The 12,365-nt window shown below is 48.8% G+C and carries 11 protein-coding genes; 9 read left to right on the plus strand and 2 right to left on the minus strand.

Annotated features, from left to right (window positions below):
* The 8 genes from L5L97_RS11900 to L5L97_RS11935 all read left to right on the plus strand — a co-directional run bounded on the left by L5L97_RS11900 (position 1) and on the right by L5L97_RS11935 (position 9,181).
* Complete coding sequence (locus L5L97_RS11900; RefSeq protein ID WP_263182108.1) at positions 1-2,442, plus strand: MMPL family transporter; 2,442 nt, start codon at positions 1-3, stop codon at positions 2,440-2,442.
* A gap of 23 nt (positions 2,443-2,465) precedes the next feature.
* Complete coding sequence (locus L5L97_RS11905; RefSeq protein ID WP_219251355.1) at positions 2,466-3,755, plus strand: NAD(P)/FAD-dependent oxidoreductase; 1,290 nt, start codon at positions 2,466-2,468, stop codon at positions 3,753-3,755.
* 4 nt (positions 3,756-3,759) lie between these two features.
* A complete protein-coding gene (locus tag L5L97_RS11910) occupies positions 3,760-4,524 on the plus strand; it encodes a DUF3261 domain-containing protein (protein ID WP_263182109.1) in 765 nt (254 codons plus the stop codon).
* A gap of 46 nt (positions 4,525-4,570) precedes the next feature.
* Complete coding sequence (locus L5L97_RS11915; RefSeq protein WP_263182110.1) at positions 4,571-5,770, plus strand: beta-ketoacyl-[acyl-carrier-protein] synthase family protein; 1,200 nt, start codon at positions 4,571-4,573, stop codon at positions 5,768-5,770.
* A gap of 4 nt (positions 5,771-5,774) precedes the next feature.
* The gene (locus L5L97_RS11920) at positions 5,775-6,308 is read left to right on the plus strand and encodes a hotdog family protein (protein WP_263182111.1); all 534 of its coding nucleotides are present in this window, start codon (positions 5,775-5,777) and stop codon (positions 6,306-6,308) included.
* A gap of 112 nt (positions 6,309-6,420) precedes the next feature.
* Positions 6,421-7,146: a 3-ketoacyl-ACP reductase FabG2 gene (locus L5L97_RS11925; RefSeq protein WP_263182113.1), complete on the plus strand. Its 726-nt coding sequence runs from the start codon at positions 6,421-6,423 to the stop codon at positions 7,144-7,146.
* Positions 7,147-8,406, plus strand: a complete 1,260-nt coding sequence (locus tag L5L97_RS11930; protein WP_263182115.1) for a beta-ketoacyl-ACP synthase — start codon at positions 7,147-7,149, stop codon at positions 8,404-8,406.
* 31 nt (positions 8,407-8,437) lie between these two features.
* Complete coding sequence (locus tag L5L97_RS11935) at positions 8,438-9,181, plus strand: hypothetical protein (RefSeq protein ID WP_263182117.1); 744 nt, start codon at positions 8,438-8,440, stop codon at positions 9,179-9,181.
* 331 nt (positions 9,182-9,512) lie between these two features.
* Here L5L97_RS11935 and L5L97_RS11940 read toward each other — a convergent pair whose 3' ends face one another.
* Complete coding sequence (locus L5L97_RS11940; protein WP_263182119.1) at positions 9,513-10,175, minus strand: hypothetical protein; 663 nt, start codon at positions 10,173-10,175, stop codon at positions 9,513-9,515.
* A gap of 399 nt (positions 10,176-10,574) precedes the next feature.
* Between L5L97_RS11940 and L5L97_RS11945 the strand changes: the two genes are divergently transcribed.
* Positions 10,575-11,051, plus strand: a complete 477-nt coding sequence (locus tag L5L97_RS11945; RefSeq protein ID WP_263182121.1) for a GNAT family N-acetyltransferase — start codon at positions 10,575-10,577, stop codon at positions 11,049-11,051.
* A gap of 52 nt (positions 11,052-11,103) precedes the next feature.
* On the opposite strand, the gene L5L97_RS11950 is transcribed toward L5L97_RS11945, so the two are convergent.
* Positions 11,104-12,291, minus strand: coding sequence for a benzoate/H(+) symporter BenE family transporter (locus tag L5L97_RS11950; protein WP_263182123.1), 1,188 nt, complete (start codon positions 12,289-12,291; stop codon positions 11,104-11,106).
* Positions 12,292-12,365 lie beyond the last annotated feature (74 nt).

The following is a 12,365-nucleotide window of genomic DNA, read 5'->3' on the forward strand; positions in this document are numbered from 1 at the left end:
ATGGCCGCCAATTTCACCGCGCGCGCCAATCAAGCGCTAATACAATCATCCCCTAAATGGCGCCTCGCCATTTGGTTGCTATTGATGCTGTCAGCCAGTCTATGGACGTTGCAACTCTGGCAAAACGGCGCAAGGGTGCAGAGCGATATTCTTGCTATGCTGCCCCATTTACAGCAGGACAAACTCACAGAGCGCGCCCTTAACCAAGTTGAAGCGACGCTCGCCGATCAAGTCTATATTGCGCTCGTCGCCAAGGATGAAACCACGGCAATCTCTGCGGCTAAGCTGTTGATGCAAAAGCTTGAAACTGACCTTGTTGCTACTGGAAAAAATGCTGCACTCACAGATATTCGCAGCGCCGATATGCAGCTCGGTGAAGCGTTGGGGCAATACTATTTCCCCCACAGATTTAAATTACTGACAGCGCCACAAGCTGAGGCGTTAGCAACGAAAGACATTGGAAATCTGATTGAAGCGGCCACAGCGCAGCTTTACAACGCCTTTAGTTACGCCAATAGCAACTTGCTTGCCCAAGATCCGCTGCTGTTATTCCCCGCCAATTTACTCGCCCTCGCGCCGAGTTCAAAAGTCAGAGCCAGCCAAGGTATTCTGCTGGCTAATCAAGGCGATAATGTCGCTGCGGTTGTTATGGCAAAGGGCCAAGAAAGTGCCTTTAATCCCAATGCGCAATTGGCGCAGATGACGGCATTAACCCTAGGATTGGATGCGGTTAAACAAAGCTATCCCGATATTACCCTGCTTAAGGCTGGTGCCCTGTTTCACGCGATTGCGGCGACCCAAACGGCTAAGAGTGAAATCTCGATTCTCGGTCTTGCATCCTTACTTGGGGTCATAGCTTTAGTCTGGCTGGCGTTTCGCTCTGTGATGCCACTACTGTTGGCAATCGTTACCATTTCCAGCGGACTGTTGCTGGCCGTGACTTTTACCTTAAGCGTATTTGGCGAGCTTCATTTACTCACCTTAGTGTTTGGCACTAGCTTGATTGGCATTGCCATCGACTACAGCTTTCATTTTTACTGCGAGCGCTTAAGCGATAGCGAACGCAGCGCTCAGGCTACTGTGGCGTATATTTTCCCAACGGTGACACTTGCCTTTATCACCAGCGCCTTGGCTTATGTCGGCATAGGGTTAGCGCCGTTTCCCGGCATGCAGCAAGTCGCCATCTTCTGCGCCGCGGGGCTGCTCGGGGCCTATCTCACCCTCATTCTCGCCTACCCGCTGCTCGCGGGCAGTCGCTTGCCTGAAGGCTCCCGCCCATTAGCACTCGCGGGGACTTACCTTGCTAATCTAACTAAGTTATCCAACAGATTGACCACGCCTTTAGGCATGGGCATGTTTACTTTAGTGATAGTAGTGTGGTGTCTGGTTGGCGTAACCAAGTTAACCGTCGATGACGATATTCGCCATTTGCAGCAAAGCCCCGCAAGCGTGACTGAACCTGAAAATAAGCTCAGGCAGCTACTCAGCGGCGGCACAGATAATCAATTCTTACTGGTACGCGCCGCGAGTGAAGAAGCGTTGCTGCAGCAGCTTGAGCGAGTGTCGCCACAGCTCGATGCCGCTATTACGAACCAAGAGTTAGGCAACTACGTCAGCCTCAGCCAATATCTGCCCAGCCATCAAAGGCAAGACACGGCTTATAGCTTGCAGGGTGAAATCTATCAAACTCAGATAGATACTGTGCTCACAAGCCTTGGGTTGGATGAGAACTTAAAGCCAGAGCTGCAAGCAAGCTACTTAGCAGCTAAAGAGCAATATATCGCCCCAGCAGATTTCTTTAAGCTAGAGGCAGGCAAGCAACTCGCACCGCTGTGGCTAGCACCAAATGGCAACGCCACCGACTATGAAGCGCTAAATGATGGCGGCGCGAGCGCTGAGCATGGTGCCATTGTCTTGCTTGGCGGCATTCAGCAGATCGACGCGCTCAAGGCGCGCTTTGCTAATGTTCAAAGCGTACAACTTATCGATAAAGTCGCGGATATCTCCGCGGTCATGGGCCATTACCGACTGTTAACCCTAAAGCTGTTAGCGCTCGCACTCAGTATCGCACTCTTGTTGTTTAGCCTGAATTTTGGCATTAAAAAAGCCGCGGTTGTGGTTGCAGTGCCAGCCCTTGCTGCCTTGCTAACGCTTGCAACCTTAGGCTTAACAGGCTCGCCACTGAGTCTGTTCCATGCACTCGCGCTCATTTTAGTTTTCGGGATTGGGATAGACTACAGCTTGTTCTTTGCCTCTGCTCAAAACCACGGCAAGGCAGTGATGATGGCGGTATTTATGTCCGCCTGCTCGACCCTATTAGCCTTTGGTTTACTCGCCTTTAGCCAGACCCAAGCGATTCATTATTTTGGTTTAACCCTGTCGCTAGGTATAGGTTTAACCTTTTTACTTTCGCCACTGATTTTAACGACTAAAAAGTCTTGATAACGACAAGGAACGTACTTTACATGCCTACACCCGCTCACGATTTATCGGCTATGCCAAATTCACTTGCCGTCGATGTGGCTATTATCGGCGCAGGACCTTCAGGCGCCATCGCCGCCAGCTTGCTACACCAACAAGGTAAGCGCGTGCTGGTGTTAGAAAAACAACATTTCCCCCGTTTTTCCATCGGTGAAAGTTTACTGCCCTGCTGCATGCAATTCATCGAAGAAGCCGGCATGTTAGACGCACTCAATGCCGCCGGATTCCAGCATAAAAATGGCGCCGCCTTTCGTCGCAATGGCACTTACACTACCTTCGACTTTACCGATAAATTTACCCCTGGGCCTGGCACCACATTCCAAGTGCAGCGCGCCAGTTTTGATAAACTGTTAGCCGATACCGCCCAAAGCCAAGGGGTCGAAATCCGCTACGGCGAAACCGTCGAGGCGATAGATTTAACCGAGAATCCATGCTTAATGGTGCGCAATGAACAGGGCGAGCTTTATCAAATCAGCGCCCAATATGTGCTTGATGCCAGTGGTTTTGGCCGTGTGTTACCCCGCTTGCTCGACTTAGAAAGTCCGTCTTGCCTACCACCGCGTAGCGCCATCTTTACCCATGTGGAAGACAACATCAGCGATCCTAACTTTGATCGAAATAAAATTTTAATCAGCGTCCACCCAGAGCATAAAGACATTTGGTATTGGCTCATTCCCTTTAGCAATGGCCGTTGCTCACTCGGCGTGGTTGCCGAACCGCAATTACTTGCGCGTTTACAAGGTTCGCTTGAGCAACAATTGATGAACATAGTCAATGAAGAACCAGGACTAAAAGCCCTACTGGCAAACGCTAAGGTGGTGCAAGAATGCGCCACACTCAAGGGTTATTCAGCCAATGTGTCACGGCTTGCGACCGACAAGTTCGCCCTACTGGGTAATGCCGGCGAGTTCCTTGATCCGGTATTTTCCTCCGGCGTCACTATCGCCATGCAATCGGCATCGATGGCAGCAAAATGTGTGACTAAACAACTCAATGGTGAAACGGTTGACTGGCAAGCCGATTACTCAGCGCCTTTAATGCAGGGGGTGAATACCTTCCGCACCTATGTGCAAGCTTGGTATGATGGCCGCTTTCAGGATGTGATCTTCTATGAAGAACCGAATCCACGCATCAAGCAAATGATTTGCTCGATTCTGGCGGGCTACGCTTGGGACCTCAATAATCCCTTCGTTAAAGACTCGGAGCGCCGCCTGAACATGGTGGTCGAATTGTGCCAAAACCAAGTTGCCATTCCTGAATTTGCAGAGGCGTAACCGCATGTCGCTTAACTTTGACGCGAAATGGCGAGTGTTCCCCGCGCTACTGATCATCAGTCTAGGGCTGACGGGATGTAGCGAACTGCTGTTCAGGCAAACCTGTGTCGGCCTCGCTAAAGACATGCGTTATTGCTTGGCGCCACTGCCCCATGATTTTGCCCCCGCAGCCGATAAGCCTCTGACTAAGCCGACGGCCAAACCTGCCGACATTAGCAGCCCGCAAACCGAGAGCAAAACGGGCGTATCCTCACCCCAATCCTTTAGCCAAAAGGTCAGCATTAAAGTGGGTGATAAATCCCACGAGCTGCTCACTCAATTAGAGTTAGAGAATGAGCGCATGACGCTCGTTGGCTTAGCGCCACTCGGACAGGCTTTGTTTACCTTAGTTTATGATGGTAATACACTCAGCAGTGAACAAAGCATGCTGCTAGGGGACAGTTTTAAAGCTGAGTATTTAATGGCGATGATGCAACTGATCTATTGGCCTGAGCAGAGTATTCGCGCCCATTTAGAAGGTGGTCATTTAGTCACAAGCCTTTGCGATACGGTTGGGGGAAATCAGGGCGATACGCTTATAGGCACCCGAGAGAATACAATCCTCTGTCGCCAGATCTATAGTCAAGACACCTTGATCAGTAAAAGCGGCCAGCAAACCCATGTGGTGCAAATCCGTTATCAACAAAATATCGGCGATGCTCTTTGGCAAGCCCACATTAGCTTAACTATGCCACAAGCTAAGTTTGAGCTAGAAATCGAACCTATTTAATCTGTTAGCATCCGCACTTAACTGTGCCATGGTAAAAAGACACACAATGATGAACAGAGTAGCTATTACACAGATTGGATTGTGTACCCCGCTAGGGCAAGATCCCCAGCAGGTTTTAGACCGCCTGATCGCCGGTGATACCAGTGCGATGCTGCGCAGTGACACTCTCCTGTTCGAGCACCCAACCTTAGTTGCCCCCGTGACGGCAGCACTACCAACCATTCCCGAAAAACTCATTCAGTTCGATTGCCGTAACAACCAATTACTGCTGTGCGCCGCACTGCAAATTGCGACCACAGTTGAACAAGCGAAACGGGATTTTGGTCATGCCCGTATTGGTGTAGTGCTAGGCACCAGCACGTCAGGGATTTCAAAAGGTGAAGCCGCGCTGAGCTACCGCAATCAACACGGATACTTTCCGGCGGATTATCATTATTTCCAGCAAGAGCTCGGCAGCACCAGCGACTTTTTACGCCAATATTTTGAGCTAGATGGTCCTTGCTACACGATTTCAACCGCCTGCTCATCCAGCGCTAAAGTGTTTGCCAGTGCCAAACGCCTATTACAGGCTAACCTCTGCGATATGGTGATTGTCGGCGGTGTCGACAGTTTATGCCAACTCACAGTCAATGGTTTTCACGCCTTAGAATCTGTCTCGAAAGGCCACTGCAATCCTTTTAGTATCAACCGTGATGGCATCAATATCGGCGAAGGCGCGGCGCTTTTTGTCCTGACGTTGGGCGAGTCAGAGGTCATGCTAGCGGGTATTGGAGAGTCGAGCGATGCACACCATATGTCGGCGCCACACCCCGAAGGCACAGGCGCCATCGCTGCCATGCACGCGGCGTTGCAAGATGCACACATTGCAGCAAAAGACATTGGTTACATTAACTTGCACGGTACAGCCACGCCTAAAAATGATGCGATGGAAAGCCGCGCCGTAGTTGAAGTGTTTGGCGTGAACACGCCCCCTTGTAGCTCGACCAAGCCCTTAGTCGGCCATACCTTAGGTGCCGCTGGCGCCATTGAAGCCGCCTTCTGTTATTTATTACTTTCAGCACATAATCACCGCCAAGCCCTGCCGCCCCATCAATGGGACGGACAAGTCGATCCACAGGATCCGTCCATTGCCTTGGTCGAGCGCCATCAAGTCGCTGCTAAGGGCGCGCTTAATTATGTGATGAGCAATTCCTTCGCCTTTGGCGGCAGTAATGCCAGCCTGATTTTCTGCCGTAACGAGGCCTAGTACCATGCAGTTACTTAAGATCAATAAACCCTTTGCCGAACAGGATATTACCGATTTTATTCCCCATAGGGCACCGATGATTTTGCTCGATAAAATCATTGGCTATCGACGCGATAACCTAGAGACCGAAGTCACTATCACGGCGCAAAGCCCTTATTTCGATGATAAACATCGAGCCGTACCCAATTATGTGGGTATCGAATATATGGCCCAAAGTATTGCCGCCCTTGCTGGGGTTGAGGCAAAGCTTCGCAATGATAAAATCCGCGTCGGGTTTCTATTGGGTTCGCGCAAATTAACCTTGTATGCAAAGCAATATGAGCTCGGGCGCACCTATCGCACCCAAGTCAGCCGCCTCTATCAAGAGGGATCGGGATTAGCGGTATTCGATTGCCAAATTTATCTGCTGCCCGAAGCCGGCTCTAACCTAGAAAAGAGCTTAGTGGCCCAAGCCAATGTGAATGTGTTCCAACCTCAGGACACACAAGCCTACCTTGCAGGCAATCAAGACGCGGCAAATAGAAGCCTTGGGCACTAAAGCAATGATGTAGATAAAAAAGCCTTAAAGCGCCTTAACAAGCGACCTTTTTACCATAAATACATGAAACCCCATACCGACACATAACGATAAAATGGGGTGGAGAAAACAGATGAATAACAGAGTATTAGTTACCGGTTCGAGCCGCGGTATTGGTAAAGCCATCGCCCTAAAACTCGCCGCTGCGGGTTTCGATATCGCCCTGCATTACCACAGTAACCAAGCAGCTGCAGATGACACTGCCGCGCAAATCCGCGCGCTTGGGGTGAATGTGAGCCTGCTGAAATTTGATGTCGCCGACCGCGCAACCGTCAGAGGTGCCATTGAAACCGACATCGAGGCCAATGGTGCCTATTATGGCGTGATCCTCAATGCTGGCATCAACCGCGATACCGCCTTTCCTGCTATGACAGAAAGTGAGTGGGACAGCGTCATCCACACTAACTTAGACGGCTTTTATAATGTTATCCATCCCTGTGTGATGCCTATGGTACAAGGTAGAAAGGGCGGGCGCATCATCACCTTAGCCTCAGTTTCTGGCATTGCGGGCAACCGTGGCCAAGTCAATTACAGCGCCTCAAAAGCGGGTATTATCGGCGCGACTAAGGCATTGTCATTAGAGCTGGCAAAACGCAAAATCACCGTCAACTGTATCGCCCCCGGCTTGATTGAAACCGACATGGTGGCCGATATTCCTAAGGATATGGTCGAGCAATTAGTGCCGATGCGCCGCATGGGTAAACCGAGTGAAATCGCCGCCTTAGCCGCATTTTTAATGTCTGACGATGCCGCCTATATCACTCGCCAAGTGATATCGGTCAATGGGGGCATGATCTAAATGAGCGAACCGACAAATCAAACCCGCTTAGGGAAACGAGTGGTCGTCACTGGCATTGGCGGCATTACCGCCATGGGCCATGATTGGGAGGCGATAGCAGCGAGCCTTAAGGCGCAGAAAAACTGCGTCGTCACTATGGGCGAATGGGATAAATACGATGGTCTCAATACCCGCTTAGCCGCGCCCATTACCGACTTTGAAGTGCCAAGCCATTATTCGCGCAAGAAAATTCGTTCTATGGGTCGGGTTTCCATCATGGCGACCCGCGCCAGTGAACTTGCATTAATCGATGCGGGATTGTTAGACGATCCTATCGTGTCCTCGGGTGAAATGGGTATCGCCTATGGCTCGTCCACTGGCAGTACCGATGCCATCATCGCCTTTGGCGATATGTTGAAAACCGGTGATATGTCGGGCGTCACCGCCACGAGTTATATCCGCATGATGGCACACACCACAGCGGTGAATGTGGGGGTATTTTTCGGCTTAAAAGGCCGAATTCACACCACTAGCAGCGCCTGTACCTCGGGGAGCCAAGGCATAGGTTACGCCTATGAAGCCATCAAATACGGTCAGCAAACCTTAATGTTGGCGGGCGGCGGTGAAGAACTCTGCCCCACCGAGGCCGTAGTATTCGATACCCTGTTTGCCACCAGCACTAAAAACAGCACACCCGAACTCACGCCACGCCCCTTCGATACGAGCCGTGATGGCCTCGTGATTGGCGAAGGTGCTTGTACGCTGGTGCTCGAAGAGCTAGAACACGCCAAGGCGCGCGGTGCCAAGATTTACGCTGAGTTAATCGGTTTTGGCACGAATTCAGATGGCCAACACGTCACCCAACCAAACGCGCAGACCATGGAAATCGCCATCAGGTTGGCGCTCAAAGATGCCCAGCTTGAGCCTAGCGCCATAGGTTATGTGAACGCCCACGGCACGGCAACGGATCGCGGTGACATCGCCGAAAGCCACGCGACCCATGCAGTTTTTGGTGCGGGTATGCCGATTTCATCCCTTAAAAGCTACACGGGCCACACCTTAGGCGCATGCGGTGCACTAGAAGCTTGGGTGAGTATTGAGATGATGAATGCGGGCTGGTTTGCGCCGACACTCAATCTTGAAAGTATCGACCCACAATGCGCCGATTTGGACTATATCCGTAACGAACTGCGCCAAATCGATACAGATTATGTGATGAGTAATAATTTCGCCTTTGGCGGCATTAATACCTCGCTGATTTTTAAACGCTGGGCCCAATAACAATATATAAAAACCACATAAGGACATCACCATGAAACCACTCTTTGCAGGTATGCTGCTTAGCATCAGTTTATTAAGCTCGCCTTTATTGGCTCAGGAATATACGGTTGAAACCTATCAAGAAATCTTTAAGGGTGATAACCAATTCAAGCAAAAAGAAGCCATTGAATCACTCACCATCGCTGGTTTATCCGATCCTGCCATTTTTGATGCACTCGAAGCCAAGCTACTGGCATCTTTGCCCCAAGCCACTGAAAAAAATGCCATTGACTACAGTGCTTGGTTAGTCAAAGGCTTAGCTTATTCAGGCAATGATAAGTACAGCGAAACCATCAACAAGATTGTTAATGGTGATTATCCTAAAAAACTCAAAAAATACGCAGGTCAAGCTTTAGAAAACATAACGATATATAAAAAATGGAATGCGATTCTTGCGGATAAAAGCCAATATACTGCCGATCAAAATCAGCAAAATAATGCCTTTGCCAATGCCCTACGCAGCGATGATTTAGAATTAATGCGTCTCGCGGCTAAACGCATCATAGATGACCGCCAGTACGATGATTTTATCCTAGCCGTACTCAGTAACGAATTGAAAACACCACGCTTAATGGCCGATGACAAACTCGCCATCGATACCTATGCCAACATGGCAAAAGCGCTAGCTAGTTCGGGGAATACCGCTTACCGCGATGTGATTGAAAATATGGCAACCACGAGCTCAAACAAAAAACTCAAAAACTACGCCGAGAGTTATTTGAAGAAATACTACTAAACCTACCCGTTTTACGCTTAATCGAGTAAATCATGGCCGAGCTTATCCTCGGCCATTTTTATATTTGCTTCGACAGTTTTGCGTTTGGAGAAAAAAGTAACAGTGGGTGGATTAGAGGACAGTTTAGAGAGCTCATTCCATCGCATTGATATAAAAAGTGTTAAAAAATAGTACTGAGCGATATGTCACTTCACCGGTTTGGATCTTAGTGTTTGCAGCTATCCCACTCATACAGGCTGACCATTTAAGCATAATTTTTCGTCAGATTAGAATAAAAATATTTCACATATCCCTCATCAAATATCAATGTTTATTAAGAGCCTATAACGATCTAATCCGCCGCACCGCTATTTGGCGTCGGATGCATTTGCTTGCTAGCAGTGCCTTTAACTTGACTAACAGTTAACAGTGCCACCAAGAAAATTAGCGCGAGAATATCTACCCCAATATATTGAGTAGGTGAGATCCCTGTGAACTTAAAAAAAGAAAATCCAGGGGAAAATGATGCAGAAAAACCAAACTGAACATCATTAGTCCAGTCGATGTAAAGATAGATAGCACCTAGCCCTGAATAAGCCGTTTTAACCGAACCAATAGCCAAGCTAGGAACTTGAATCAATTGGTTTAGAACAGAAATCCAATATTTGTCATACATTTCATTTATTGCGGTATAACCAGCGACTGCGTTCAATGCGATCGCGATAATTGCTATTGAAGAATTTAACATGGTCGCTGAACCATCAATAACTAACAGTATGAGCATGAACAGTACTACTACAGCAGCACTCAGTTGGAAATAGCCGATAATTTTTACTCTATTTTCTACAATCGAAAATGCCTGTTGCTCTTGCTGCTGTGAATACTCATCTATCTTGTCTTTCCTAATATCTAGCTCTGCAATTAACGCCTGATAGTTCGGCGAATCTGATGATATGTGTGACCTTACGTCGAGCAGCTCCTCGACAGAATATGTAGAATAATCAATGGCATTCATAACTTTCCTTGTACTACTAACATTTTAATATTTATGTGCTGTTTACTGGACATAAATCGCTTGAGCAGTATTTTACCTGTACGTCTCGTTAAACCTAAACAAAAATACACTAGGATTTGACCTTCTAGGACAAACTTCTTTAAACATGACAGTAAGTTATCAACGCTATCGCATCAAGTTCGATACTTTGTTGGACAAAAAACGCAGAAGAAAACAGTGCTTTTTACTGCAAAAATTTGACGATAGGTATCGAGCAAAATAAGGCAATCTAAAACTCCTCAGAGATGACTTAGCTAATGGCTTAAGATTTGCTTATCTACCACGGCGCATTGGCAAACAGATAACAAAGCGATGACGCCATTATGGATAAGCCAAAATAATAGGAGCACCCGATCTGCTATGAAATCCACCATAAGAGCCATGAAAATAACCTTAGATGACCTTAAAGGGCCTGAGATTGCGGCTTTACTGCAGGAACACCTCAACGATATGCGGGCAACCTCTCCGCCTGAAAGCGTTCACGCATTAGATCTTGATGGCCTGCGTCAGCCCAATATTCGCTTTTGGACCCTGTGGGATGGCAACAATTTAGCGGGCTGCGGTGCACTAAAATGGTTAGATGCCGAGCATGCGGAGATCAAATCCATGCGCACCGCCGCGCCCTATAAGCAGCAAGGTATAGCGTCTAAGATATTGCAGCACTTGATTAACGATGCCAAAAGCGCTGGCGTCAAACGCCTGAGTCTAGAGACAGGTTCGATGGACTTCTTCAACCCCGCTCGCCTGCTGTACTGCAAATTTGGTTTTGAAATCTGTGGCCCCTTCGAAGGCTACCAACTCGACCCCAATAGCGTGTTTATGACGAAGAGAATCTAAAACACATGCGCCTTAGTCTTTGAAATTCAATCTCTAAGGCGCTTTGCTGCAGTTAAGTATTAGATCGCTTAACTACTGATGCAGTTCTGTGCCCGTTCCACCAATGGATAATAAATCCAAGTAACAACCCCCAAAATGCACTGCCGATGCCCAGCACACTAAAACCCGATGCAGTGACCAAGAAAGTGATCACTGCCACTTCGCGATCTTCGGTTTTAGCTAATGCGGCGGTCAGGCTATTGGCGATAGTGCCGAGCAGGGCTAATCCGGCGATGGCCAGTACTAATTCCTTCGGGAAAGCGGAAAACAGACCAACCACAGTGGCACCGAGTAACCCAGTGATAAAGTAAAATACCCCGCCCCACACCGCCGCCCAGTAACGAGTCGCGGGATTCGGATCTGCTTCTTTACCCATACAAATCGCCGCTGTGATGGCGGATAAGTTAAAGGCAAAACCGCCAAAGGGCGCGAGAATGACCCCTATTAACCCTGTGCTCGTGATCAAAGGTGAAATGGGTGGCCTGTAACCATTACCGTGCAGCGCAGCAACGCCCGGCATATTTTGCGAGGCCATAGTCACCACAAACAGCGGTAATGCTACGCCAATCACACTCGCCAACGAAAACTCAGGTGTCGTCCACACCGGCATCGCCAGTTGCAACTGAACCGCATCTAGCTTGAGCAAATCTAATTGAAAACTCATGCCTATGCCCACCAACAAGGTCAGCAAGATGATGTAACGCGGCGCAAAAGGCTTAACGATGACAAACACCAACAGCATGATCAATATCAGACTCAGCTGGGTTTGCATCGCCTGAAATAGCCCTAGCCCAAATTGCAATAAGATCCCCGCCAACATGGCGGAAGCCACCGACTGCGGCATGACACGGATAAGCTTATCCATCCAGCCCGCAACACCGCAAAGGGTGATTAGAATTGAACTCACCAGAAAAGCGCCTATGGCTTGGTTTACGCTCAACCCCGCTAAGCTCGTCACCATTAGCGCTGCGCCCGGTGTAGACCAAGCCGTTAGAATAGGATTCTTGTAGTAAAGCGATAACCCTATGCTGGTCACGCCCATGCCCACACCTAAAGCCCACAGCCATGAACTGATCTGTGCCGGTGTCGCCCCCACAGCCTCCGCTGCTTGAAAGATGATCACAGCCGAGCTGCTATAACCCACTAATACCGCAATAAATCCCGCTGATATTTTTGATAAACTCCCTGCATCTCGCCACATATCCACTCCCTTTCTCTGCAATTGATGTCACCATTACTTTGTGCGCTATAGCGTACGAGATGGACAAGATAGCA

This window comes from Shewanella sp. SM71 (assembly GCF_025653905.1).
GTDB lineage: Bacteria > Pseudomonadota > Gammaproteobacteria > Enterobacterales > Shewanellaceae > Shewanella > Shewanella oncorhynchi.

What these genes read in the sequence shown, in the direction of transcription:
- L5L97_RS11900 (WP_263182108.1), top strand. Translation starts at nt 1, where the DNA reads ATGGCCGCCAATTTCACCGCGCGCGCCAATCAAGCGCTAATACAATCA.
- L5L97_RS11905 (WP_219251355.1), top strand. Translation starts at nt 2,466, where the DNA reads ATGCCTACACCCGCTCACGATTTATCGGCTATGCCAAATTCACTTGCC.
- L5L97_RS11910 (WP_263182109.1), top strand. Translation starts at nt 3,760, where the DNA reads ATGTCGCTTAACTTTGACGCGAAATGGCGAGTGTTCCCCGCGCTACTG.
- L5L97_RS11915 (WP_263182110.1), top strand. Translation starts at nt 4,571, where the DNA reads ATGATGAACAGAGTAGCTATTACACAGATTGGATTGTGTACCCCGCTA.
- L5L97_RS11920 (WP_263182111.1), top strand. Translation starts at nt 5,775, where the DNA reads ATGCAGTTACTTAAGATCAATAAACCCTTTGCCGAACAGGATATTACC.
- L5L97_RS11925 (WP_263182113.1), top strand. Translation starts at nt 6,421, where the DNA reads ATGAATAACAGAGTATTAGTTACCGGTTCGAGCCGCGGTATTGGTAAA.
- L5L97_RS11930 (WP_263182115.1), top strand. Translation starts at nt 7,147, where the DNA reads ATGAGCGAACCGACAAATCAAACCCGCTTAGGGAAACGAGTGGTCGTC.
- L5L97_RS11935 (WP_263182117.1), top strand. Translation starts at nt 8,438, where the DNA reads ATGAAACCACTCTTTGCAGGTATGCTGCTTAGCATCAGTTTATTAAGC.
- L5L97_RS11940 (WP_263182119.1), bottom strand. Translation starts at nt 10,175, where the DNA reads ATGAATGCCATTGATTATTCTACATATTCTGTCGAGGAGCTGCTCGAC.
- L5L97_RS11945 (WP_263182121.1), top strand. Translation starts at nt 10,575, where the DNA reads ATGAAATCCACCATAAGAGCCATGAAAATAACCTTAGATGACCTTAAA.
- L5L97_RS11950 (WP_263182123.1), bottom strand. Translation starts at nt 12,291, where the DNA reads ATGTGGCGAGATGCAGGGAGTTTATCAAAAATATCAGCGGGATTTATT.